Origin of the sequence: Enterobacter bugandensis, assembly GCF_900324475.1 — a bacterium.
In the GTDB taxonomy this organism is placed as follows: domain Bacteria; phylum Pseudomonadota; class Gammaproteobacteria; order Enterobacterales; family Enterobacteriaceae; genus Enterobacter; species Enterobacter bugandensis.
The window spans coordinates 3,504,879-3,528,923 of record NZ_LT992502.1 but is presented as its reverse complement, the minus strand read 5'-3'; the positions used below and the strand labels follow the sequence as shown (position 1 = coordinate 3,528,923).

The window sequence follows — 24,045 nt, the reverse complement described above, 5'->3', positions numbered from 1 at the left end:
TATGCCAAAGATTGTTATTTTGCCTCATGCGGACCTCTGTCCGGATGGCGCTGTTCTGGAAGCGAAGACCGGTGAAACCATTCTCGATGTTGCCCTGCGTGCAGGTATCGAAGTGGAACACGCCTGTGAAAAATCCTGTGCCTGCACCACCTGCCACTGCATCGTGCGTGAAGGTTTTGACTCTCTCGCCGAGAGCACCGAAGACGAAGACGACATGCTGGATAAAGCATGGGGTCTGGAGCCAGACAGCCGCCTGAGCTGCCAGGCCGCGGTGACCGATGAAGATCTGGTCGTGGAATTCCCACGCTACACCATCAACCACGCACGCGAGCATTAATATGGGACTGAAGTGGACAGACAGCCGTGAAATCGGCGAAGCGCTCTACGACGCGAACCCGGATCTCGATCCCAAAACCGTACGATTCACCGACATGCACCAGTGGATCTGCGATTTAGAGGATTTCGACGACGATCCAAACGCATCCAATGAAAAAATTCTGGAGGCGATTCTGTTAGTCTGGTTAGATGAAGCAGAGTAAATCACTTAACGGGCTGCCTTCAGGCGGCCCGTTTGCTAATAAGGATAAATAAAATGACCGAAGCGATGAAGATTACGCTCTCTACGCAGCCCGCCGACGCGCGCTGGGGCGAGAAAGCCAGCTACAGCATCAACAACGACGGTATCACCCTGCACCTGACGGGCAAAGATGATTTAGGTCTGATCCAGCGCGCCGCGCGTAAAATTGACGGCCTGGGCATTAAGCATGTCTCGCTGGAAGGCGAAGGTTGGGATACTGACCGCAGCTGGGCGTTCTGGGCGGGCTACAAAGGCCCGAAAGGCACCCGCAAAATTGAATGGGCGAACCTCGACGAAGCCGGTCAAAAAGAGCTGGAAAGCCGCCTGCACATTATCGACTGGGTGCGCGACACCATCAACGCCCCGGCGGAAGAGCTTGGTCCTGAACAGCTTGCGCAGCGCGCCGTTGACCTGCTGTGCGGCGTGGCGGGGGATAACATGTCCTACCGCATCACCAAAGGTGAAGATCTGCGCGAGCAGAACTACATGGGCATCCACACCGTGGGCCGTGGTTCTGAGCGTCCTCCGGTCCTGCTGGCGCTGGATTACAACCCAACCGGCGATAAAGAAGCGCCGGTCTTTGCCTGCCTGGTCGGTAAAGGTATCACCTTCGACACCGGCGGCTACAGCCTGAAGCAGAGCGCGTTCATGGATTCCATGAAGTCCGACATGGGCGGCGCGGCAACCATCACCGGCGCGCTGGCGTTCGCCATCACCCGCGGTCTGAACAAGCGCGTGAAGCTCTACCTATGCTGCGCGGACAACATGGTGAGCGGCAACGCCTTCAAGCTGGGCGACATCATTCGCTACCGCAACGGTAAAAATGTCGAAGTGATGAACACCGATGCCGAAGGCCGTCTGGTGCTGGCCGATGGCCTGATCGACGCCTCTGCCCAGAAGCCAGAGCTGATTATCGACATGGCGACCCTGACCGGCGCGGCGAAAACCGCCCTGGGCAACGACTACCACGCGCTGTTCAGCTTTGACGACAAGCTGGCCGCTCGCCTGCTGGCAAGCGCGGCTGCGGAAAACGAACCGTTCTGGCGTCTGCCGCTGGCCGAGTTCCACCGCAGCCAGCTGCCGTCTAACTTTGCCGAGCTGAATAACACCGCGAGCGCGGCGTACCCGGCGGGGGCAAGTACCGCAGCAGGCTTCCTGTCGCACTTCGTTGAGAACTATCACGAAGGCTGGCTGCACATCGACTGCTCCGCAACCTACCGTAAGGCGGCAGTTGAGCAGTGGTCCGCGGGTGCGACCGGTCTGGGCGTGCGTACCGTGGCGAACCTGCTGACGGCTGAGTGATCTTTTTTGCCCGGCGGCGCTGCGCTTGCACGGGCCTGTGGTTTTGTAGGCCGGGTAAGCAAAGCGCCACCCGGCGTTTATTGAAGTAGCCAAACTATGTCAGATACCAAAAACGAATTAGAAATCCTGCTGGAACAGGCGGCGACCGAGCCCGCCCACCGTCCGGCATTTTTCCGCACGCTGCTGGAATCCACCGTCTGGGTACCGGGTACCGCGGCGGAAGGTGAGCAGGTTGTCGAAGACAGCGCGCTGGATCTGCTGCACTGGGAGAAAGATGACGGCACGTCGGTTATCCCGTTCTTTACTTCATTGGAAGCGTTGCAGGAAGCGGTAGAAGATGAACAGGCGTTCGTGGTGATGCCGGTGCGCACGCTGTTCGAAATGACGCTGGGCCAGACGCTATTCCTTAACGCTAAGCTGCCAACCGGGAAAGAGTTCACCCCGCGCGAGATCAGCCACCTGATTGGTGAAGAGGGCAATCCGCTCAGCACGCAGGAAGTGCTGGAAGGGGGCGAAACGCTGCTACTGTCTGAGGTGGCCGAGCCGCCTGCGCAGATGATCGATTCGCTGACCACGCTGTTCAAAACTCTGAAACCGGTAAGACGCGCGTTCCTCTGCTCTATCAAAGAGAGCGCTGACGAAAAGCCTGTTCTGCTGATTGGGATTGAAGCCGACGGCGATATCGACGACATCATTCAGGCGGCGGGAAGCGTGGCCACCGACACGCTGCCGGGCGATGAGCCGATCGATATCTGTCAGGTGACGAAAGGTGAGAAGGGCATCAGCCACTTCATCACCGAGCATATCACGCCGTTCTACGAGCGTCGCTGGGGCGGCTTCCTGCGCGATCTCAAGACCAACCGCATCATCTGATTACGGCGGGGTGAATGTCACCCCGTTGCCTCCAGCAGCAGTAAATCCATCAGCAGCACCAGATTCGACTCAAACGACGTCACGCCCGCGGCTTCGGCAGCGAAGTGCACCGCTTCGTCATACAGCGCAAAGTGCACGTCCGCCATGCCCGCCAGCGTATTGGCCGAGGCGCGGGTAAAGGCGACGACCGTCATGCCGACGTTTTTGGCAATTCGCGCCTTATCCAGCACCTGTTCCGTTTCGCCGCTTCGCGAAACGGCGATAAATACCTGATAACGCGCGGCGTTGCTGAGAAAAATGTTTCGGCTGTCCCCCGGCCCGGAGATGAACGCCGTTTTGCCCAACACCTGCAGCTTCTTGGTCAGGTATTCGGCAAAGAGATAGGAAAACCCGGCGCCGTAGAGAAAGAAGCTCTCTTTCTGGTGCAGCAGGCTGGCAAACTGCTGGCGCTTCTCCTGCGTGACCCACTGAAAGGTGTGCTGATAGTTAGCGATAAACTGATTAAACAGCGCCGGGAGCTCAGGAAGGGATTGCGCCTGAGCGGCAATATGCGGCGTGTCGGAGAGCAGCTGCTTGCAGTGCCAGATAAACTCGCTAAAGCCGCTAAACCCCAGCTTCTGACACAGCCGCATAATGGTGGCGGTAGAAACAAACGTCGCCTGCGCCAGCTCGCGCACCGTAATGTTGCCCACCAGCAGCGGATGCTCCGTCAGGTGGGCGAGGACGCGATACTCCGCGCGGGTCAGCGACGCCCCGCGCGTTAACAGCGTGGCCAGGCGGTTATCCATTATTTCGCCGGTTCAACTGGCAGATCGTCACGCGACCCCCATTCGCTCCAGGCGCCGTCGTAGAGCGTAACGTCGTTGACGCCGAGGGTGGCAAGCGCCAGGATCACCACGCAGGCCGTCACGCCGGAGCCGCAGCTGGCAATAATCGGGCGATGTAAATCCACGCCCGCGCGGTCAAAAATGGCACGCAGCTCGTCGGTAGTTTTCAGCTCGCCCTCAAACACCAGGTCGCCCCACGGCACGTTCAGCGCACCTGGAATATGGCCTCGTCTCAGCCCTGGACGTGGTTCATCCGCTTCAGCGTTAAAGCGTGGTGCAGGGCGCGCATCGACGATTTGCGCCGTCTTTTCATGGCTCGCGACCAGTACGTCGGTCAGGCGCTTCACCACGTTAGCGTCGAACGTCGCGTCGAACTCGCCTTCCGGCAGCGTCACGTCGCCCTGCTGGAGCGGCAGCTCGTCACGCTTCCAGCCCGCCAGACCGCCCGCCAGAATCGAGACTTTTTCCACGCCAAACTGTTTCAGCATCCACCATGCGCGCGGCGCGGAGAACAGATTGCCTTCATCGTAAACAACAAGATGTTTGTCTTTGCTGACGCCCAGCTCGCGCATCGCCACGGAAAACGCTTCCGGGCGCGGCAGCATGTGCGGCAGGGGAGAGGTATGATCGGAGAGGGCTTCGATATCAAAAAATACCGCGCCAGGCAGATGCCCTGCGCGGTATTCACCGGGAACGTCACGATGTTCCTGGCCCGGCGGGGCCATACGCGCGTCAATAATCTGGACTTCCGGATCGTCGCCGTGCTCAATCAGCCAGTCGGCGGCGACAAAATATGAGGTGGACATGGGTTGCCTCCATTCTTTTCCGTAAAAAAGGATTGTCGGTGTTTTTTCTGACACCGACAAGCAAACCACGTTCAACTCGCGAGCAAGCCCCTATTTTTTCACCGTTTCGCCGTCCTGCCAGGCTTTTTGCAGCGCAGGCCAGTAGTCGCGGTTGGCTTCTATCATCTCATCCAGAATCGCTTTTGCGTGCTCCATGGTGGGCACGGTGCGGTTGAGGGTGAACGCCTGAAGCGCTTTCTCATAGCTGCCTTCGATGGTCGCCTCTACCAGCAGCTGTTCAGACGCCAGTTGCTGTTGCAGCAGGGTCTGGTGGAACAGCGGTACCAGCCCCACGCGCACAGGCTCCGGCCCTTCGGAGGTGATGTAGGCGGGTACTTCCACCACTGCATCGTATGGCAGATTAGTAATCGCCCCACGGTTCTCCACCATTACCAGATGGCGTTGGCGCAGGTTAAAGGCCAGCGAGCAGGCGACATCGACGATAAACTCGCCGTGAACGCCCACGTGGAAGGCATCCGGTAAAATCCCGGTGCGCTTGTACTCTTCAGCAGCAGCAAAAAGTTTTTTCTCACGCCCGTTCATCACTTCATTGGCGCGGGTATAGTCGGGGTTCTGATGCTCCACAATCTGGTTCGGCATCAGGTAGTACTGCAGGTACGGGTTCGGCAGGTACTCCGGGAAGTTATCCATAATCGGCTTGATGTTGCGCCAGGTTTTAACCCACGAAGGATCCGAGTGCTGCGGATCGGTTTTGGCCGCATCTTCCGTCAGCAGGCCAAACTTCGCGATATGTTTACGCAGCTCCGGTAATTTGTCCTCGCCGTCCACCAGCACGCGGGTAAACCAGCCGAAGTGGTTCAGGCCAAAGTAGTCCACCTCCAGTTTGCGACGATCGACACCCAGAATGGCCCCCATATTACGCATCGCCGCGACCGGCATATCGCAGATGTTCAGCACGCGAGCATTTGGTCGCAGGCGTCGCACGCCCTCCGCGACGATCGCCGCCGGGTTGGAGTAGTTCACGATCCAGGCTTTCTCATGCGCGTAGCGATCCACCAGATCGATAAGCTCGACCATCGGCAGGATCGTGCGCAGTCCGTAGGCCAGCCCGCCGGGGCCGCAGGTCTCCTGGCCGACCACGCCGTGACGCAGCGGGATCTTCTCATCCTGCTCGCGCATTTTGTACTGGCCGACGCGCATCTGGGCGAAAACGAAATGCGCGCCGCTGAAGGCCACTTCCGGGTCACTGGTGACGGTAAATTTGATGCTCTGGCTGTGGTCGCGAATCACTTTCTCAACCACCGGCGCAATGGTGTTCTGACGCGCCTCGTCGATGTCATAGAGGCGGATTTCGGCCAGCGGAAAATCCTGCAGGCGCACCATCAGGCTTTTCACAATACCCGGCGTGTAAGTGCTGCCGCCGCCGGCAATCGACAGAATGAATGGGGGTGTAAACATCTTTAGCTCCTTTCAGAGAAACGTCTCAACGGCTTCTCGCATTTTTTTGACGTGCAGCCCGTAGACCACCTGAACGTTGTTACCTTGTTTGATAACCCCTTTCGCGCCGGTCGCCTTCAGGCGCGGCTCGTCGATGATGGCGACATCCTTCACCGTGACGCGTAAGCGGGTGTAGCAGTTATCCACAACCTCAATATTTTCCCGGCCGCCCAGGCCCACCACGATGGACTCGCCCAGCCCGTCGTTATTGCCTTTCGCCTGGTACTCCTGCTTGCTGTAGAGGCGTGTCTCCTGATCTTCATCCTCACGGCCCGGCGTTTTCATGTTGAAACGCAGGATAAGGAAGCGGAACACCACGAAGTAGAGGGCAAACATGATCAGCCCAACCACGATGTACATCGGCCAGTTGGATTTCTCGGTTCCGAGCGGCAGGTTGTAGAGAATGAAATCGATAATCCCGTTGGCGCCGATGGCATGAACGCCCAGCAGCGAGAACAGCATCATGCCAATACCGGTCAGGACCGCATGCACCACGAACAGTAGCGGGGCGACGAACAGGAAGGAGAATTCAATCGGTTCGGTCACGCCGACCAGCAGCGAGGTTAGCGCCGCCGGGATCAGAATGGCTTTCGCAATCGCCTTACGCTCCGGCTTCGCGGTCATGTACATCGCCAGCGCCGCGGCGGGCAGGCCGAACATCTTGCTGATGCCGCGCGCGTCCCACACTACCGTGCTGCTGAGCTGCTTCACGTCCGGGCAGGCCATCTCGGCGAAGTAGATATTGCGCGCCCCCTGGTAAGCCGTGCCGCACACCTCCTGCGTGCCCCCCAGTTCGGTATACAGGAACGGCGTATAAACCAGATGGTGCAGGCCGGTCGGCACCAGAATGCGCTCAAGGAAACCGTAGATCGCCACCCCGAACGGGCCAGAGCCTTTAATTGCCAGTGCCAGGGCGCTAATGCCGTGCTGGGCAAACGGCCAGAGTTCGCTCATTACCACGCCGAGCAGCATAGAGACGGGCAACATGACAATGGCGACAAAACAGTGGCCGGAGTAAATCGCCATCGCGCCGTTAAACTGTACGCCGGAGTATTTGTTGTACAGATAACCGGAGAGTGCCCCGGTCAGGATCCCGGCGAAAACGCCCATCTCCAGCACCTGAACGCCCAGCACCATGCTTTGCCCGGCGGCTTTCATCTGCTCAGCAGGGGCAAGCTCGCCCTGCAGCTGCAGCGTCACGTTCATGGCGTTGATAAACACCACGAAAGTCACCAGCCCAATCAGCGCCGCGTAGCCTTTATCGCGCGTCGCCAGACCAATCGGGATCCCGACGGCAAACACCAGCGCCAGGTTGACCAGCACCGACACGGCAGATTTGGCGATCAGCTGGCCGATACTCTGGATAAGCGGATGACCAAGGAACGGCAGGTATTCGGCCAGGTTACCGTTGCCCAGCACATTGCCAAAGGCGATAAACAGACCGACAATCGGTAAGATAAGTACCGGTCCGTATAATGATTTTCCGAAATTTTGTAGGGCGTTCACGGCTCGTTTCATGGCTTTCTCTCTTTTTGAACCGCGCACTCGGGGTGCGTCATGGTCATAAAACTAGCAGGCTCTGAGCGAACATATCCAGCTATCCTCTTGTTTTAAAAACAAATGACGTAAAAGGTAACATGTGACGTTATGCGTTGTGATCGCGGTTCCATCCCGGTGTAGCGGCGTGATGCCATTCTGCGAGGCGCTTTCCAGATTCTTAAATTGGACTTTTTGTATTAACGAAACTTGCGGATAATACTTATCCGGACGACGACCAACAGGCCCCCTCAGGCCAGGGACACAGGATGAAACCGTTTCGCTTAGCCGCGATCTCTCTCGCGCTGCTCACCACCTTTACGCTTGTCGGCTGTGATAACAGCGACGATAAACCTCAGGCTGCGGCTCCCGCAGCATCCACCGCATCAACACCGAAAGCCGCGGAAAAGCCCGACGCTGAAAAGCTGGCTAAAATGGCCGCCCAGAGTCAGGGAAAAGCGCTGACTCTGCTTGATGCGTCTGAAGTGCAACTGGACGGCGCCGCTACGCTGGTGCTGACCTTCTCTGTCCCGCTGGATCCGGAACAGGATTTCGCGAAGACGGTTCACGTCGTGGATAAGAAAAGCGGCAAAGTTGACGGGGCGTGGGAACTTGCGCCTAACCTGAAAGAGCTTCGCCTGCGCCATCTGGAGCCTAACCGAAACCTGGTCATCACCGTGGATCGTGGCCTGGTGGCGCTGAACAAAGCGACCTTTGGCATTGATTATGAAAAAGCCCTGACCACGCGAGATATAGAGCCGTCGGTCGGTTTCGCCAGCCGCGGCTCGCTGCTGCCGGGCAAAGTGGTGGAAGGGCTGCCGGTGATGGCGCTTAACGTCAACAATGTGGACGTCAATTTCTACCGCGTGAAGCCGGAATCGCTGGCCTCGTTTGTCAGCCAGTGGGAGTACCGCAACTCGCTGACCAACTGGGAATCTGACAATCTGTTGAAGATGGCGGAACTGGTCTATACCGGTCGTTTTGACCTCAACCCGGCGCGCAACACGCGTGAAAAACTGCTCCTGCCGCTTAAAGATATCAAGCCGCTTCAGCAGTCCGGCGTTTATATCGCCGTCATGAACCAGGCAGGGCACTACAACTACAGCAATGCCGCAACGCTCTTTACCCTGAGCGATATCGGTTTGTCTGCTCACCGCTATCATAACCGGCTGGACATTTTCACCCAGAGCCTGGAAAACGGTGCGGCGCAGTCCGGCGTCACCGTCACGCTGCTGAATGACAAAGGTCAGACGCTCGCCGAAGCCAGCAGCGACGCCGACGGCCATGCGAAGCTTGAAACAGACAAAGAAGCCGCGCTGATCCTCGCCAGCAAAGACGGCCAGACTACGCTGCTCGATCTCAAGCTCCCAGCGCTCGACCTGGCAGAGTTCGACATCGCCGGTAGCCCCGGCTTCAGCAAGCAATTCTTTATGTTTGGCCCACGCGATCTCTATCGTCCGGGTGAAACGGTGATCCTTAACGGCCTGCTGCGCGACAGCGACGGAAAACCGCTTCCCGATCAGCCCGTGAAGCTTGACGTGCTGCGCCCGGACGGCCAGGTGGCACGCACGATCGTTGTTCAGCCTGAGAACGGCCTCTACCGCTTCAACTACCCGCTGGATAGCGGCGCGCAGACCGGCATGTGGCATATTCGCGCCAATACGGGCGATAACCAGCAGCGCCTGTGGGATTTCCACGTCGAAGATTTTATGCCCGAGCGTATGGCGCTCAATCTGACGGGACAAAAAGCACCGGTTTCCCCACAGGATGAGGTGGACTTCAACATCGTGGGCTATTACCTGTATGGCGCTCCGGCCAACGGCAATTCTCTTCAGGGCCAGCTTTTCCTGCGTCCGCTGCGTGAGGCCGTTGCTGCGCTGCCCGGCTTCCAGTTTGGTGATATTGCGGAAGAAAACCTGAGCCGCAGTCTGGATGAAGTGCAGCTTACGCTGGATGAGCAGGGGCACGGGCAGGTCACCATCGAAAGCCAGTGGAAAGAGGTACACTCTCCTCTGCAGCTGATCCTGCAGGCGAGCCTGCTGGAATCAGGCGGCCGTCCGGTGACGCGCCGCGCGGAGCAGGCTATCTGGCCGGCGGCGCAACTGCCGGGTATCCGTCCGCAGTTCGCCAGTAAGGCGGTCTACGACTACCGTACCGATACCACCGTCAACCAACCGATCGTCGACGAGAACGGCAACGCCAGCTTTGACATCGTCTATGCCGATGCCAGCGGCGCGAAAAAAGCGGTATCCGGCTTACAGGTACGCCTGATCCGTGAACGCCGTGACTATTTCTGGAACTGGTCCGAGAGCGAAGGCTGGCAGTCTCAGTTTGATCAAAAAGAGCTGATTGAGGGCGAGCAGGAGCTTAGCCTTAAGGCCGATGAAACCGGCAAAGTCACCTTCCCGGTGGAGTGGGGCTCATACCGTCTGGAAGTGAAAGCGCCTGATGATGTGGTCAGCAGCGTGCGCTTCTGGGCAGGTTACAGCTGGCAGGATAACAGCGACGGCACGGGTGCGGTGCGCCCTGACCGCGTGACCCTGAAACTGGATAAACCGGCCTATCAGCCAGGCGATACCATCCAGCTGCACATAGCAGCGCCAGCCGCAGGCAAGGGCTATGCGATGATCGAGTCCAGCGAAGGGCCGCTGTGGTGGAAAGAGATCGACGTACCGGCAAACGGGCTCGATCTTTCCATTCCGGTGGATAAAGCCTGGAAACGTCACGATCTCTATCTCAGTACGCTGGTGGTGCGTCCTGGCGATAAATCCAAATCCGCCACGCCGAAGCGCGCGGTTGGTCTGCTGCATCTGCCGATGGGCGACGAAAATCGCCGCCTGAACATTGCGCTGGATAACCCGCAGAAAATGCGTCCAAACCAGACGCTCTCTGTGAAAGTGAAAGCCAGCGTAAAAGAGGGGGCGGTTCCGCAGAAAGTGAACGTGCTGGTCTCGGCGGTGGACAGCGGCGTGCTGAACATTACCGATTACGTTACGCCAGATCCATGGCAGGCCTTCTTCGGCCAGAAGCGTTACGGCGCCGATATCTATGATATCTACGGCCAGGTCATTGAAGGGCAGGGCCGCATGGCCGCGCTGCGTTTCGGTGGTGACGGCGATGAACTCAAGCGCGGCGGTAAACCGCCGGTGAACCACGTCACCATTATTGCCCAGCAGGCTCAGCCGGTTACGCTGGATGCCAACGGAGAAGGCACCGTTACGCTGCCGATTGGTGATTTCAACGGCGAACTGCGTCTGATGGCGCAGGCGTGGACGGAAGATGATTTCGGCAGCAGCGAAAGCAAGGTTGTGGTGGCCGCGCCGGTTATTACCGAGCTTAATACTCCGCGCTTCCTGGCAAGTGGAGATACCTCACGGCTGACGTTGGATCTCACTAACCTGACCGACAAACCGCAATCGCTGAACGTCGCTCTGAGCGCGACAGGAAAAGTGTCGCTGGAAGGTGCACAGCCGCAGCCGGTTCAGTTGCCGCCGGGCGCGCGCAGTACCCTGTTTATTCCGGTGCGTGCGCTGGAGGGTTATGGCGACGGTGAGGTGACGGCGCAGGTTACCGGCCTGGAGCTTCCGGGCGAAACCTTTGCCCCGCAGCAGAAGAGCTGGAAAATTGGCGTACGTCCGGCATTCCCGGCGCAGACGGTCAATACCGGTGCCATGCTGAACCCCGGCGAGTCCTGGAACGCACCGGCGCAGCACAGCAACGGTTTCTCTCCTGCCACCCTGCAGGGGCAACTGCTGCTGAGCGGCAAACCACCGCTCAACCTGGCGCGCTATATTCGTGAACTGCAGGCGTATCCGTATGGCTGCCTGGAGCAGACCACCAGCGGCCTGTTCCCGTCACTCTATACCAACGCCGCGCAGCTTACCGCGCTTGGTATAAAAGGAGATACCGATGACCAGCGCCGTGCTGCCATTGATATTGGGATCTCCCGTCTGCTGCAGATGCAGCGTGATGATGGCGGTTTTGCCTTGTGGGATAAAAATGGCCCTGAAGAGTACTGGCTGACCGCCTATGTGACTGACTTCCTGGTGCGCGCGGGCGAGCAGGGTTATAGCGTACCTGCCGATGCGGTGAACAACGCCAACAACCGTCTGCTGCGCTACCTGCAGGATCCGGGCACGATGTCTATCCGCTACAGCGACGACGCCAAGGCCAGCAAATTTGCCGTGCAGGCGTATGCCTCGCTGGTGCTGGCGCGTCAGCAAAAAGCCCCGCTGGGCGCGCTGCGTGAAATCTGGGAGCGCCATGGGCAGGCGGCTTCCGGCCTGCCGCTGATGCAGCTGGGCATGGCGCTCAAACTGATGGGCGATGCGCCGCGCAGCCAGCAGGCGCTGGATCTGGCGCTCAAAACACCGCGTAACGACAGAAAAACATGGATGGCCGATTACGGCAGCCCGCTTCGCGATAACGCGCTGATGCTCTCCCTTCTGGAGGAGTATAAATTGCTGCCGGATGCGCAAAATACGCTGCTGAATGCTCTTTCTGAGCAGGCATTCAGCCAGCGCTGGCTATCCACCCAGGAGAGCAATGCGCTGTTCCTGGCCGGACGTTCGCTGCAAACCCTGTCAGGCGCATGGCAGGCGAAAACCACGTTGTCTGATACCGCATCAGGCGGCGATAAGGCGCAGGTACAAAACGTAAGCGGCGACCAGCTTGGTGCGCTTCAGGTAACCAATACCGGCACGGCACCGCTGTGGGTACGTCTGGACAGCACCGGCTATCCGGAATATGCGCCTCAGCCGAGTTCCAACGTGCTGCAGGTTGAACGTCATATCCTGGCAACCGATGGCAGCAGCAAATCGCTCTCTTCGCTGAAGAGCGGTGAACTGGTGCTGGTCTGGCTTGAAGTGAAAGCCAGCCAGAACGTTCCGGATGCGCTGGTTGTGGATCTCCTCCCTGCTGGTCTGGAGCTGGAAAACCAGAACCTGGCGAGCAGCAGCGCAAGCCTGCAGGACAGCGGCAGCGAAGTGCAGAACCTGCTCAGCCAGATGCAGCAGGCGGACATTCAGCACATGGAGTTCCGCGACGACCGTTTTGTGGCCGCCGTGCCGGTAAACAGAGGTCAGCCGGTTACGCTGGTTTATCTGGCCCGTGCCGTAACGCCGGGCACCTACCAGGTGCCGGTTCCGATGGTGGAGTCTATGTACTTTCCGCAGTGGCGGGCAACGGGTGCGGCCAGCGGCCCGCTGATTGTTGTTCCGTGATATGTTGATAGCGCGTCTGACACGCTCCCGCTGGCTTTGGCTGGCGGGAGCGCTTCTCGTTTTAGGGGGGCTGATTGTCGCCGCCGACCGCCTGTGGCCGCTGCCTCTGAAAGAGGTTAACCCCGCACGAGTTGTGGTGGACGAGAAGGGCGCGCCGCTCTGGCGTTTTGCCGACAGCGAAGGCATCTGGCGCTACCCGGTGACCATTGAAGAGGTTTCTCCCCGTTATCTTGAGGCTCTGATCCAGTACGAAGATCGCTGGTTCTGGGAGCATCCGGGCGTAAACCCGCTCTCTGTCCTGCGCGCCGCCTGGCAGGATCTCAGTTCCGGAAAAGTGGTTTCGGGAGGAAGCACGCTTACCATGCAGGTGGCACGCCTGCTGGATCCGCATCCGCGCACCTTTGGCGGCAAAATTCGCCAGCTCTGGCGGGCGATGCAGCTGGAATGGCACCTCTCTAAGCGTGACATTCTTACGCTCTATCTCAATCGTGCTCCGTTTGGCGGCACGCTGCAGGGCGTGGGAGCAGCAAGCTGGACCTACCTTGGGAAACCCCCGTCGCAGCTGAGCTACTCCGACGCGGCATTGCTGGCGGTACTGCCGCAGGCACCCAGCCGTCTGCGCCCGGATCGCTGGCCCGAGCGGGCCGAAGCGGCACGCAACAAAGTGCTCGATCGCATGATGATTCAGGGCGTCTGGTCAGCAAAGCAGGTGAAAGAGTCCCGTGAAGAGCCGGTATGGCTGGCTCCCCGGCAGATGCCGCAGCTGGCGCCGCTCTTTGCACGCATGATGCTTGGCAAAAGCCGCGACACAAAGATTGTCACTACGCTGGATGCCGGACTGCAACGGCAGCTGGAAGAGCTGGCGATGAACTGGAAATCCCGCCTGCCGGCACGCAGTTCGCTGGCGATGATCGTGGTCGATCATACCGACATGAAGGTGCGCGGCTGGGTCGGCTCGGTGGATATCAATGATGACACGCGTTTCAGCCATGTGGATATGGTTAACGCGATCCGATCCCCGGGTTCGGTATTGAAACCGTTTATCTACGGTATGGCGCTGGATGATGGCCTGATCCATCCCGCCTCGCTGCTTCAGGACGTGCCCAGAAAAACCGGTGATTATCGCCCGGGAAATTTTGACAGCGGGTTCCACGGGCCGGTCAGCATGAGTGAAGCGCTGGTGCGCTCGCTCAACCTGCCAGCCGTCCAGGTGCTGGAAGCCTACGGTCCCAAACGGTTTGCCGGGATGCTGAGTAACGCAGGCCTGCCGCTGATCCTGCCTGCCGGAGCGCAGCCGAATCTGTCGCTGATCCTGGGTGGCGCAGGCGCGAGGCTGGCAGATATCGCCGCCGCGTACAGCGCCTTTGCAAGGCATGGCAAGGCGGGCCGGTTGCGCTTACAGCCGGGCGACCCGCTAACTGAACGCCCGCTGTTATCGCCAGGTTCGGCGTGGATTATTCGCCGTATTCTGGCGAATGAAGCGCAGCCGCTGCCGGACAGTGCGCTGCCGCAAATTGCGCCGCTGGCGTGGAAAACGGGCACCAGCTATGGCTACCGCGATGCCTGGGCCATCGGTCTGAATGCCCGTTACGTCATCGGCATATGGACCGGACGACCTGACGGCACGCCGGTAGCGGGGCAGTTTGGTTTTGCCAGCGCGGTTCCGCTATTAAACCAGGTGAATAACGTGCTTCAGTCACGCTCGACAATAGACGAGGCCCGCCTGCCGCGCGATCCGCGCCCGGATAGCGTTGGGCGGGGCGTGATCTGCTGGCCGGGCGGCCAGTCGCTGCCGGAAGGCAGTGAAAACTGTCGGCGTCGTCTTTCGACCTGGCTGCTGGAAGGGAGTGAACCACCCACGCTGCTGCTGCCGGAACAGGAAGGCATTCGCGGCATTCGTTTCCCGGTCTGGCTGGATAAAACGGGCAAGCGTGTGGCGGCAGATTGCCCTGATGCCACAGAAAAAGTTCTCGACGTCTGGCCGCTGCCGCTGGAGCCGTGGCTGCCCGCAGCGGAAAAAAGGGCTGCGCGTCTTCCTGCGAGATCGACGCTCTGCCCGCCGCTGGATAATAACAATGCAGCACCGCTTATGATTTCGGGTATCAGAGAGGGGGCTGTTATTAAGCGACTCCCTGGTGAAGGGAACGTGACGCTATCTGTTATTACGACTGGAGGAGAAGGTGGGCGCTGGTGGTTTTTAAATGGAGAACCGTTAGAAGGCCGCAATAATACTCATTCATTAAAATTATATTTGCCTGGCGAATATCAATTACTTGTAATGGATGACTCAGGACAAACGGCGACGGTGAATTTTCAATTAGACCGTTAAGTGTTACCCCCGAAGAGTTAGTTTGATAATTATCAATATTCGTTCCTGAAAAAAAACGAGAATGCGTTTTTATTTTAAGGAACGAGCAATGAAGAAAAATAAAAATCAGGGAGAGGGGCTTATTCCCGCGCTATCCCGGCGTCATTTTATTCAGGCAGGGTCGGCGCTCGCCGCCCTTCCTTTTGTAGCGACAACAGGTAAAGCACAGGCACAGAGTGCGGCGGCAACACACGCGACGCCTGAAGAAAAAGTGGTGCAAACCTGCAGCACGTTTGACTGCGGCGGTAAATGTGATATTCGCGCTCACGTCAGTGAGGGCGTAGTCACGAGAATTTCAACGCGTCCGGATAATGAACTGGATCCTCAAATGCCTGTTATGCGCGCCTGCATTCGTGGCCGCGCTTATCGGAAATTTGTTTATCATCCCGATCGGCTTAAATATCCAATGAAACGCGTGGGTAAACGTGGCGAAGGAAAATTCGAGCGTATTACCTGGGATGAAGCCACCACGCTTATTGCGAATCAATTAAAAAAGATTACAAAAAAATACGGCGCTGCCTCACGCTATGTGCATGTGGGCACTGCGGTATCCGGCGGAACGTTTTCCGGCGATAAAATGGTTCGTCGTCTGCTCAACTTAACCGGCGGCTATCTTGAAAGCTATCACTCGGTCAGTATGGGCAACACGGCGGCAGCCACGCCGTATACCTACGGCACCGCCGCCAGCGGCAGCTCTCTGGACACGCTGCTGGACACCAAACTGGTCATCCTCTGGGGGCATAACCCGACGGAGACGATCTTTGGTCACAGCAACTACTTCTATCAGAAGATGAAGCAAAACGGCACACGCTTTATCGTTGTCGATCCGCGCTATTCCGATACGGTTTCCTCCCTGGCTGACCAGTGGATCCCGCTGCTTCCCACAACAGACAACGCCCTGATGGACGCCATGATGTACACGATCGTCACGGAGAATCTGCACGATCGCGACTTCATTCAGCGCTATACCCTGGGCTTTGACGAAGCATCCATGCCGGAAGGCGTTCCGGCCAATGAATCCCTGATGGCTTATCTGAGCGGCGCAAAAGATGGCGTGGCGAAAACGCCTGAGTGGGCAGAGAAAATCACCCACGTGCCTGCGCAGACCATTCGTCAGCTGGCGCGCGACTACGCAACCACCAAACCCGCCGCGCTGATCCAGGGCTGGGGACCGCAGCGCCATAACTGCGGCGAGCGCACCGCGCGCGGCTCGACGTTACTGGCAACGCTGACGGGTAACGTTGGGGTCAAGGGCGGCTGGGCGGCAGGCTATGGTGGCTGCGCTAATCGTAAATTTGCTACCGGGCCGGAGATGCCGGATAACCCGGTAAAAGCCAAAATATCGGTGATGAACTGGGTGCAGGCCGCCGATGATGCTTCTAAGGTAACGGCGAAAGACGGCCTGAAGGATGCAGAGAAGCTGGATAGCAATATCCGCATCCTCTTCTCGCTGGCGGGAAATTATCTGGCTAACCAGAACCCGGATCTGCATCAGGCGACGCGCGTGCTGGAAGACGAGTCGAAAATCGAGTTTATCGTCGCAAGCGATCTGTTTATGACGCCGAGCGCCAGATACGCCGATCTTCTCCTGCCGGAAACCAGCTTTATGGAACGCTGGAATATTGGCGAAACCTGGGGCACGGCAAGCTATCTGATCCTGTCGGAAAAGCTGATTGAACCTGAATTCGAACGCCGTTCAGACTACGACTGGCTGCGGGAAGTTGCTGCTAAGCTTGGCGTCGAACCTGCATTCAGCCAGGGCCGTGACGAAAAGGCGTGGATTGAGCACATCTGGGAGCAGACGCGGCTCTCCATGCCAGATGAAAACCTGCCGGACTTCGCGACGCTACAAAAGACGCGCCAGCATCTTTTCAAAAGCGCGCCGTTCGTCGCTTTTGAAGACAATATTCGCGATCCGCAAAATCATCCGTTCCCTACGCCCTCAGGGAAAATTGAGATCTTCTCGAAGCGTCTGTACGACATGCAGCACCCGGAGATTCCGGCGCTGTCGCACTACGTGCCTGCCCATGAAGGGCCGGAAGACGAACTGGCGAAAACCTTCCCGCTGCAGCTGATCACCTGGAAAGGCAAAAACCGTGCTAACTCAACCCAGTACGCCAACCCGTGGCTGATTGAGGCGCAGCAGCAAAAGCTGTGGATCAACCCGCAGGACGCGCAAAAGCGCGGCATTTCCCAGGGGGATACCGTGCGCATTCATAACGCGCGCGGCATTTGTGAAATTCCGGCTGAAGTCACGCCGCGCATCATTCCGGGCGTTGTTGCCATGCAGGCAGGCGCCTGGTGGCAGCCGGACGAACAGGGCATCGATAAAGGCGGCTGCGCGAACGTTCTCAGCTCTGCCCGTATTACCGCGCTTGCGAAAGGGAATTCCCATCAAACCATGCTGGTGGAGGTAGCTAAAGCATGAGTCAGTTTAAACACTACGCGCCGGTGAGCGATAAACAGCTGGGTTTCTATATTGACTCTTCCCGCTGCTCGGGCTGCAAGGCATGCCAGGTGGCGTGCAAAGACAAAAACAACCTTGAGGTCGGACGTCGTTTCCGTCGCGTATACGAAGTCAACGGCGGGAATTTCATCCCAACCGGGCAGGGCGGCGTTAGCAACAACGTTTTTGCCTACACGCTCTCTATTTCCTGTAACCACTGTGCGGACCCGATCTGCACCAAAAACTGCCCGACCACCGCAATGCACAAGCGTCCGGGCGACGGCATCGTGCGCGTTGATACGGACAAGTGCGTTGGCTGCGGCTACTGCGCGTGGTCTTGCCCTTACGGCGCGCCACAGCTCAACGAGCAGACCGGGCAGATGTCCAAATGCGATTTTTGCGTGGATCTGCAGGCGAAGGGCGAGCAGCCCGTCTGCGTGGCAACCTGTCCGCTTGAGGCGATAAAATTTGGGCCTATTGATGAACTTCGGGCGAAATATGGTGCGGTATGCGATGTGAAGGGCTTGCCTGATTCCTCGATTACAAAACCGAACCTGGTTATCAAAGCGCATCAGGGCGCAGAGAAAGAGGGGAAACGTCATGCATGAGTTACCGCTGCTGATTTTTACGCTGTTCCTGCAGGGATCGGTTGGCGTAACGCTCTGGCTGGCGTTCGGGGGAGCGCATACTACACCGCGTAGCGCGCTGCTGCCTGCCGCTGGGGCGTTTGTGCTGGCGAGCCTGGGGCTGCTCGCCTCAGCACTGCATATGGGCTATCCGCTCAACGCCCTGAACGCGCTACGCCACGTTTCCAGCTCCTGGCTGAGCCGCGAGATTATCTTCGCCAGCCTTTACCTGGCGGCGCTTGGCCTCGCCGTGCTGCTGATGTTTTCCAATAAGCCAGGCTGGAAGCTGCTTTTGGCCGTGGCGGGTCTTGTCGGGCTGGTGGACGTGTTCTGCATGGCACAAATCTACATGCACGCGTCCGTGGTGACCTGGCAGCACATTAACACGCTGGTACTGTTTATCGGCTCGGTGGGTATCATCGGTTCAGCCTGCATGGCAGTTGGGATGCGTTCCCAGACTACCCTGCGTGCGGCGGTTGTCATTATCACGCTGGTGGTGCTTGTGCGTCTGGTGATGCAGCCCGTCTGGCTGGCAGACATCACTGTCATGGACAATACCGTGGTGACTTTCCCTCACACTCCGCTACGGATGCTCGAACAGCTGCGCGCGGTACATCTGCTGAGCTGGTGCGTGTCCGTTGCAGGTATGCTCTGCTTTGCTGCGGGCGGCCTGAAAGCGGCGCGCGGCACGCTGCTGCTGGGCAGCGCCTTGCTGATTGTGGGTGAGCTGATGCTGCGCTTCGTTTTCTTCAGTATTGGCTGATGGGCAGATTGACGTTTGTCCCGGCGATGGACGTGACGCATGCGTGCGTCCGTCGCCGTTTTCGCCACGCTTCCTGCTGCGCCTGCGCGGACGTTTGTCCAGCGCAGGCTTTTTCTTTTACGGAAACCGGCGTCTCGGTTGATGAAAATCGCTGTATTGAATGCGGTGACTGCCTGTTCGTCTGCCCCTCCGGGGCCATTACCGGCGTCGCGCCGCGAAAGCGATTTCTGCGTGGAGATACCCTTGTTGGGCCTTTTACTGAACGCGCACCTGGGGTGAATGAGCTGCTGCTGTGGCACGCGCAACGCCAGGTTCGTTTTATCAGTATCGACGCAGAGCAATACCCTGACTGGCTGCTGGCGCTTGCCCGGCTTAATCTTGCGCTTCGTCGCCGTGGTGAAGCGGAGTGGGGGTTTAAGCTCATACCGATCGGCGAGGTGAATATCGCTCGTCGTGCGCTGATGCACGTTCCCCGCGAGGATGTAAAAGCCTGTCGCGTTTCCCCGGGGCCGCGGGAGCTGCGCAGGGCATTCTCGACGTTTAGCGAGTCAGATATCGCACTCGATATTAATAAGTGCGTGCTGTGCGGTGCGTGCTGGCGAAGCTGCCCGGAAAACGCGATTCGGTTTGAGAACGCCGCGCTGGTGGTGGAGACCGGGCGCTGTACCGGCTGCGGTGGCTGTGAGGCTGTATGTCAGCACGAGGCGATAAACGTCGCAGAAACAGATGGACCGGCAAAAAACGTGGCCACTCCCGCATATAAAGCAGTTTGCCTGACGTGCCAGCGCCAGTTCTGGTCATTTACGCCTGATGAAAAGCAGTGCCCGCTCTGTTTACGCCATCAACACGGTATGCGAAATCCGGCCTGTTGCTAATCTTCGTCTCATTTTAAAAAAATGTTATGCAGAACCATAGGCAATGGCGCTATTGCTCTTTATAATCCGCGCCACACCATACTCAGGTATGCAAAACAACAGAACATTTTACAGAGGTTATCAATGGCTATTGAACGTACTTTTTCCATCATCAAACCAAACGCGGTGGCAAAAAACGTTATTGGCAGCATCTTCGCTCGCTTTGAATCAGCAGGGTTTAAGATCGTTGGCACCAAAATGCTGCACCTGACCGTTGAGCAGGCTCGCGGCTTCTACGCTGAGCACGAAGGTCGTCCATTCTTTGACGGCCTGGTGGAGTTCATGACCTCCGGTCCAATTGTGGTCTCCGTGCTGGAAGGCGAAAACGCAGTACAGCGTCACCGCGATCTGCTGGGTGCAACCAACCCGGACAACGCGCTGGCAGGTACCCTGCGCGCTGACTACGCGGACAGCTTCACCGAGAACGGCACCCACGGTTCCGACTCCGTTGAGTCTGCCGCGCGCGAAATCGCGTTCTTCTTCGCTGAAGGCGAAGTGTGCCCGCGCACTCGCTAATAATTTCGTAAATGCCGCGTGCAAACGTGGCATCCCTGCGCCAGACTTTGTACAATGCAACGCCCCGGACGAGCAGACTGCTTACCGGGGCGTTTCTTTTCAACCCACCAAGGGCCACAACGTGTAACAACGAGGCCGGAAAAAATTATGTCTGAACTAGTGAATACCTCCGAAGTCGCCATTCCTGCGGTTCCCAATAAAAATGGAAAAATTAACCTGCTGGACCTGAACCGTCAGCAGATGCGCGAGTTCTTTAAAGATATGGGTGAGAAGCCGTTTCGTGCCGATCAGGTAATGAAATGGATGTACCACTACTGCAGCGACAACTTTGATGAGATGACCGACATCAACAAAGTGCTGCGCAACAAGCTCAAAGAAGTGGCTGAAATCCGCGCGCCGGAAGTGGTGGAAGAGCAGCGCTCGGCAGACGGCACCATCAAATGGGCGATTGCCGTAGGCGATCAGCGCGTTGAAACCGTCTACATCCCGGAAGACGATCGTGCCACGCTGTGCGTCTCTTCTCAGGTGGGCTGTGCGCTGGAGTGCAAATTCTGCTCTACGGCTCAGCAAGGTTTTAACCGTAACCTTCGCGTGTCTGAAATCATCGGTCAGGTCTGGCGCGCCGCGAAAATCGTGGGTGCAGCAAAAGTGACCGGCACGCGTCCAATCACCAACGTGGTAATGATGGGGATGGGCGAACCGCTGCTGAACCTGACCAACGTGGTGCCGGCGATGGAAATCATGCTGGATGACTTCGGTTTTGGCCTGTCCAAGCGCCGCGTGACGCTGTCTACCTCAGGCGTTGTGCCTGCGCTGGATAAGCTCGGCGACATGATTGACGTTGCGCTGGCTATCTCCCTGCACGCGCCAAACGATGAAATTCGTGACGAAATTGTACCGATTAACAAAAAGTACAATATCGAAACCTTCCTCGCTGCCGTGCGTCGCTACCTGGAGAAATCCAACGCAAACCAGGGCCGCGTCACCATCGAGTACGTGATGCTGGACCACGTCAACGACGGTACTGAGCACGCGCATCAGCTGGCTGAACTGCTGAAGGATACGCCATGCAAAATCAACCTGATCCCATGGAACCCGTTCCCGGGCGCGCCGTATGGCCGTAGCTCGAACAGCCGTATCGACCGTTTCTCCAAGGTGCTGATGGAGTATGGTTTCACCACCATCGTGCGTAAAACCCGCGGTGATGATATTGATGCTGCATGCGGACAGTTGGCCGGTGACGTCATTGACCGTACCAAACGTACCCTGCGTAAACGCATGCAGGGCGAGACCATTGCGGTTAAAGCTGTTTGATTATTATGCATCACGGCGCATTATCTACGCTGTGATGCATAATCTGACTGAATAATCAGTCAGATTCGTGACGTTTGATTAATAATTACGGTGCGTTTCATATGAGTTTCGGGCAGTATGTAACGACGTAACAACAGTTTAGCCACGCGGGCAGAGCTGCACTGTCATCTACCGGCTGACAGTCTTATACTGTCTGTTCAAGGTTAACTGACCTGAAGTTTCGCGGTGCGGGCGGCATTGTGACTCACCGGCACCTGAACCCTTTTTTTCACGTACCAGTAGTTGTAGCGAATGAATACTGAAGCCACTCACGACCAACATGAAGCACTCTCCACTGGCGTTCGTCTTCGCAACGCCCGTGAACAACTCGGACTCAGCCAGCAAGCTGTTGCAGAACGCTTGTGCCTGAAAGTTTCCACGGTTCGCGATATTGAAGAAGATAAGGCGCCTGCCGATCTGGCTTCAACATTTCTGCGCGGCTATATCCGCTCTTACGCAAAACTGGTGCACATCCCCGAAAACGAATTACTGCCAATGATGGAGAAGCAGGCACCGGTTCGTGCAGCAAAAGTTGCCCCGATGCAAACTTTCTCCCTGGGGAAACGTCGTAAAAAACGTGATGGCTGGCTGATGAGCTTTACCTGGCTGGTGCTGTTTGTTGTTGTCGGCCTGACTGGCGCATGGTGGTGGCAAAACCACAAGGCGCAGCAGGAAGAGATCACCACTATGGCCGATCAATCCTCCGCTGAACTCAATCAGGCGAGCAATGGTGGTGCCCAGAGCGTTCCGCTGAACACCGACGGTGCGGCGGCCTCAAGCGAGCCGCAAACAACGGCTCCGGCAACCGATGCAGCACAGGCTCCGGCCGCAACGGCGAACACCGCTGCGCCTCAGGCTCAGGATCAAAACGCGGTCGTCGCCCCTTCTCAGGCAAATGTCGATACTGCGGCGAACGTCCCTGCAGCGACTCAGCCGGCGAACAACGCCGCAGCGTCCCTGCCGACCGACCCGGCGGCAACCGCCGCGCCAGCCGCCGATCCAAACGCGCTGGTGATGAACTTCACGGCTGACTGTTGGCTGGAAGTGACTGACGCGACAGGTAAAAAACTGTTCAGCGGCCTGCAGCGGAAAGATGGCACGTTAAACCTAACGGGTCAGGCACCTTACAAACTTAAAATCGGCGCTCCGGCAGCGGTACAGATCCAGTATCAAGGAAAACCTGTCGACCTGAGCCGCTTTATCAGAACTAACCAGGTTGCACGTCTTACCGTTAATGCCGAACAATCAGCAGCACAGTAACAGACGGGCAACGCGGGAGATTTTTCATGCATAACCAGGCTCCGATTCAACGTAGAAAATCGAAACGGATTTACGTTGGGAATGTGCCAGTCGGCGATGGGGCACCTATCGCCGTCCAGTCGATGACCAATACGCGCACCACGGATGTGGAAGCAACGGTCAACCAAATCAAAGCATTAGAGCGTGTAGGTGCGGACATTGTCCGCGTCTCAGTGCCCACGATGGATGCCGCTGAGGCGTTCAAGCTGATCAAACAGCAGGTCAGCGTGCCGCTGGTTGCAGATATCCACTTCGACTACCGTATCGCGCTGAAAGTTGCTGAATACGGCGTTGATTGCCTGCGTATTAACCCGGGCAACATCGGCAATGAAGAACGCATTCGCATGGTGGTTGACTGCGCCCGCGACAAAAACATTCCAATCCGTATCGGCGTGAACGCCGGCTCTCTGGAAAAAGATCTGCAGGAAAAATATGGCGAGCCAACGCCGCAGGCTCTGCTCGAATCCGCCATGCGTCACGTCGATCATCTGGATCGTCTTAACTTCGATCAGTTCAAGGTCAGCGTAAAAGCCTCTGACGTTTTCCTGGCCGTTGAATCGTATCGTCTGCTGGCAAAAAAGATCGATCAGCCTCTGCATCTCGGGATCACCGAAGCGGGCGGCCTGCGTAGCGGTTCGGTGAAGTCTGCGATCGGCCTGGGCCTGCTGCTCTCCGAAGGGATCGGCGACACCCTGCGCGTCTCGCTGGCGGCGGATCCGGTAGAAGAGATCAAGGTCGGTTTCGATATTCTGAAATCGCTGCGTATCCGCTCGCGTGGGATCAACTTCATTGCCTGCCCAACCTGTTCGCGTCAGGAATTTGACGTGATCGGCACGGTGAATGCCCTGGAGCAGCGTCTGGAAGACATCATCACCCCGATGGACGTCTCCATCATCGGCTGTGTCGTGAACGGTCCGGGTGAAGCGCTGGTCTCAACCCTGGGCGTAACCGGCGGTAACAAGAAAAGTGGTCTCTATGAAGATGGCGTTCGTAAAGATCGTCTGGATAATAGCGACATGATTGACCAGCTTGAAGCCCGCATCCGCGCCAAAGCCGCGATGATGGACGAGACACAGCGTATCAGCGTTCAGCAGGTTGAAAAATAACGTGATGGGAAGCG

At 57.7% G+C, this 24,045-nt stretch carries 18 protein-coding genes; 14 read left to right on the top strand and 4 right to left on the bottom strand.

Features of this window, described 5'->3' with window-relative positions; translation table 11 throughout:
- Nucleotide 1: 1 nt before the first annotated feature.
- From fdx to sseB, 4 genes are all read left to right on the top strand, one after another.
- The gene (gene fdx / locus DG357_RS16980; RefSeq protein ID WP_003860652.1) at nt 2-337 is read left to right on the top strand and encodes an ISC system 2Fe-2S type ferredoxin; all 336 of its coding nucleotides are present in this window, start codon (nt 2-4) and stop codon (nt 335-337) included.
- Between the two features lies 1 nt (nt 338).
- Nucleotides 339-539, top strand: coding sequence for a Fe-S cluster assembly protein IscX (iscX, locus tag DG357_RS16975; RefSeq protein WP_003860650.1), 201 nt, complete (start codon nt 339-341; stop codon nt 537-539).
- Nucleotides 540-592: 53 nt separating this feature from the next.
- On the top strand, nt 593-1,879 hold the full coding sequence (gene pepB, locus DG357_RS16970) for an aminopeptidase PepB (protein WP_088204541.1): 1,287 nt from the start codon (nt 593-595) through the stop codon (nt 1,877-1,879).
- Nucleotides 1,880-1,975: 96 nt separating this feature from the next.
- Nucleotides 1,976-2,752 carry an enhanced serine sensitivity protein SseB gene (gene sseB / locus DG357_RS16965; protein ID WP_088204542.1) on the top strand — a complete coding sequence of 259 codons (777 nt, stop codon included), beginning with the start codon at nt 1,976-1,978 and terminating at the stop codon, nt 2,750-2,752.
- A 17-nt stretch (nt 2,753-2,769) separates the two neighbouring features.
- Here sseB and DG357_RS16960 read toward each other — a convergent pair whose 3' ends face one another.
- The 4 genes from DG357_RS16960 to DG357_RS16945 all read right to left on the bottom strand — a co-directional run bounded on the left by DG357_RS16960 (nt 2,770) and on the right by DG357_RS16945 (nt 7,400).
- Entirely contained in the window at nt 2,770-3,540 is a 771-nt protein-coding gene (locus tag DG357_RS16960) for a MurR/RpiR family transcriptional regulator (RefSeq protein ID WP_088204543.1), read from the bottom strand.
- Nucleotides 3,540-4,385, bottom strand: coding sequence for a 3-mercaptopyruvate sulfurtransferase (gene sseA, locus DG357_RS16955; RefSeq protein WP_088204544.1), 846 nt, complete (start codon nt 4,383-4,385; stop codon nt 3,540-3,542). The genes DG357_RS16960 and sseA overlap by 1 nt, the downstream gene beginning before the upstream one ends.
- A gap of 90 nt (nt 4,386-4,475) precedes the next feature.
- Entirely contained in the window at nt 4,476-5,843 is a 1,368-nt protein-coding gene (locus DG357_RS16950; RefSeq protein ID WP_041908712.1) for a 6-phospho-alpha-glucosidase, read from the bottom strand.
- 12 nt (nt 5,844-5,855) lie between these two features.
- On the bottom strand, nt 5,856-7,400 hold the full coding sequence (locus DG357_RS16945) for a PTS transporter subunit EIIC (RefSeq protein WP_069733426.1): 1,545 nt from the start codon (nt 7,398-7,400) through the stop codon (nt 5,856-5,858).
- A gap of 287 nt (nt 7,401-7,687) precedes the next feature.
- Between DG357_RS16945 and DG357_RS16940 the strand changes: the two genes are divergently transcribed.
- The 10 genes from DG357_RS16940 (at nt 7,688) to ispG (ending at nt 24,031) form a co-directional block, all read left to right on the top strand.
- Nucleotides 7,688-12,640 (top strand): alpha-2-macroglobulin family protein, encoded by a 4,953-nt coding sequence (locus tag DG357_RS16940; protein ID WP_088204545.1) that lies wholly within the window; start codon nt 7,688-7,690, stop codon nt 12,638-12,640.
- 1 nt (nt 12,641) lies between these two features.
- Complete coding sequence (gene pbpC, locus DG357_RS16935; protein WP_088204546.1) at nt 12,642-14,969, top strand: peptidoglycan glycosyltransferase PbpC; 2,328 nt, start codon at nt 12,642-12,644, stop codon at nt 14,967-14,969.
- An 88-nt stretch (nt 14,970-15,057) separates the two neighbouring features.
- Entirely contained in the window at nt 15,058-17,436 is a 2,379-nt protein-coding gene (locus DG357_RS16930) for a DMSO/selenate family reductase complex A subunit (protein WP_331849144.1), read from the top strand.
- Entirely contained in the window at nt 17,433-18,062 is a 630-nt protein-coding gene (locus DG357_RS16925) for a DMSO/selenate family reductase complex B subunit (protein ID WP_003860631.1), read from the top strand. Before DG357_RS16930 ends, DG357_RS16925 begins: the two co-directional genes overlap by 4 nt.
- A complete protein-coding gene (locus DG357_RS16920) occupies nt 18,055-18,843 on the top strand; it encodes a dimethyl sulfoxide reductase anchor subunit family protein (protein ID WP_088204548.1) in 789 nt (262 codons plus the stop codon). Before DG357_RS16925 ends, DG357_RS16920 begins: the two co-directional genes overlap by 8 nt.
- The gene (locus DG357_RS16915) at nt 18,843-19,718 is read left to right on the top strand and encodes a 4Fe-4S binding protein (protein WP_088204549.1); all 876 of its coding nucleotides are present in this window, start codon (nt 18,843-18,845) and stop codon (nt 19,716-19,718) included. Before DG357_RS16920 ends, DG357_RS16915 begins: the two co-directional genes overlap by 1 nt.
- Before the next feature lie 123 nt (nt 19,719-19,841).
- Complete coding sequence (gene ndk / locus DG357_RS16910) at nt 19,842-20,273, top strand: nucleoside-diphosphate kinase (protein ID WP_003860625.1); 432 nt, start codon at nt 19,842-19,844, stop codon at nt 20,271-20,273.
- A gap of 147 nt (nt 20,274-20,420) precedes the next feature.
- Nucleotides 20,421-21,587 carry a bifunctional tRNA (adenosine(37)-C2)-methyltransferase TrmG/ribosomal RNA large subunit methyltransferase RlmN gene (locus DG357_RS16905; protein WP_028014062.1) on the top strand — a complete coding sequence of 389 codons (1,167 nt, stop codon included), beginning with the start codon at nt 20,421-20,423 and terminating at the stop codon, nt 21,585-21,587.
- 291 nt (nt 21,588-21,878) lie between these two features.
- Entirely contained in the window at nt 21,879-22,886 is a 1,008-nt protein-coding gene (gene rodZ, locus DG357_RS16900) for a cytoskeleton protein RodZ (RefSeq protein ID WP_047368095.1), read from the top strand.
- A 26-nt stretch (nt 22,887-22,912) separates the two neighbouring features.
- Nucleotides 22,913-24,031 (top strand): flavodoxin-dependent (E)-4-hydroxy-3-methylbut-2-enyl-diphosphate synthase, encoded by a 1,119-nt coding sequence (gene ispG, locus DG357_RS16895; RefSeq protein WP_088204550.1) that lies wholly within the window; start codon nt 22,913-22,915, stop codon nt 24,029-24,031.
- Nucleotides 24,032-24,045 lie beyond the last annotated feature (14 nt).

Bases quoted from the DNA above. Each gene is read 5' to 3' on its own strand.
- DG357_RS16925 (WP_003860631.1), top strand. From the start codon at position 17,433: ATGAGTCAGTTTAAACACTACGCGCCGGTGAGCGATAAACAGCTGGGT.
- pepB (WP_088204541.1), top strand. From the start codon at position 593: ATGACCGAAGCGATGAAGATTACGCTCTCTACGCAGCCCGCCGACGCG.
- pbpC (WP_088204546.1), top strand. From the start codon at position 12,642: ATGTTGATAGCGCGTCTGACACGCTCCCGCTGGCTTTGGCTGGCGGGA.
- DG357_RS16915 (WP_088204549.1), top strand. From the start codon at position 18,843: ATGGGCAGATTGACGTTTGTCCCGGCGATGGACGTGACGCATGCGTGC.
- DG357_RS16930 (WP_331849144.1), top strand. From the start codon at position 15,058: ATGAAGAAAAATAAAAATCAGGGAGAGGGGCTTATTCCCGCGCTATCC.
- fdx (WP_003860652.1), top strand. From the start codon at position 2: ATGCCAAAGATTGTTATTTTGCCTCATGCGGACCTCTGTCCGGATGGC.
- DG357_RS16905 (WP_028014062.1), top strand. From the start codon at position 20,421: ATGTCTGAACTAGTGAATACCTCCGAAGTCGCCATTCCTGCGGTTCCC.
- sseB (WP_088204542.1), top strand. From the start codon at position 1,976: ATGTCAGATACCAAAAACGAATTAGAAATCCTGCTGGAACAGGCGGCG.
- iscX (WP_003860650.1), top strand. From the start codon at position 339: ATGGGACTGAAGTGGACAGACAGCCGTGAAATCGGCGAAGCGCTCTAC.
- DG357_RS16950 (WP_041908712.1), bottom strand. From the start codon at position 5,843: ATGTTTACACCCCCATTCATTCTGTCGATTGCCGGCGGCGGCAGCACT.
- ndk (WP_003860625.1), top strand. From the start codon at position 19,842: ATGGCTATTGAACGTACTTTTTCCATCATCAAACCAAACGCGGTGGCA.
- rodZ (WP_047368095.1), top strand. From the start codon at position 21,879: ATGAATACTGAAGCCACTCACGACCAACATGAAGCACTCTCCACTGGC.
- DG357_RS16920 (WP_088204548.1), top strand. From the start codon at position 18,055: ATGCATGAGTTACCGCTGCTGATTTTTACGCTGTTCCTGCAGGGATCG.
- ispG (WP_088204550.1), top strand. From the start codon at position 22,913: ATGCATAACCAGGCTCCGATTCAACGTAGAAAATCGAAACGGATTTAC.
- sseA (WP_088204544.1), bottom strand. From the start codon at position 4,385: ATGTCCACCTCATATTTTGTCGCCGCCGACTGGCTGATTGAGCACGGC.
- DG357_RS16960 (WP_088204543.1), bottom strand. From the start codon at position 3,540: ATGGATAACCGCCTGGCCACGCTGTTAACGCGCGGGGCGTCGCTGACC.
- DG357_RS16940 (WP_088204545.1), top strand. From the start codon at position 7,688: ATGAAACCGTTTCGCTTAGCCGCGATCTCTCTCGCGCTGCTCACCACC.
- DG357_RS16945 (WP_069733426.1), bottom strand. From the start codon at position 7,400: ATGAAACGAGCCGTGAACGCCCTACAAAATTTCGGAAAATCATTATAC.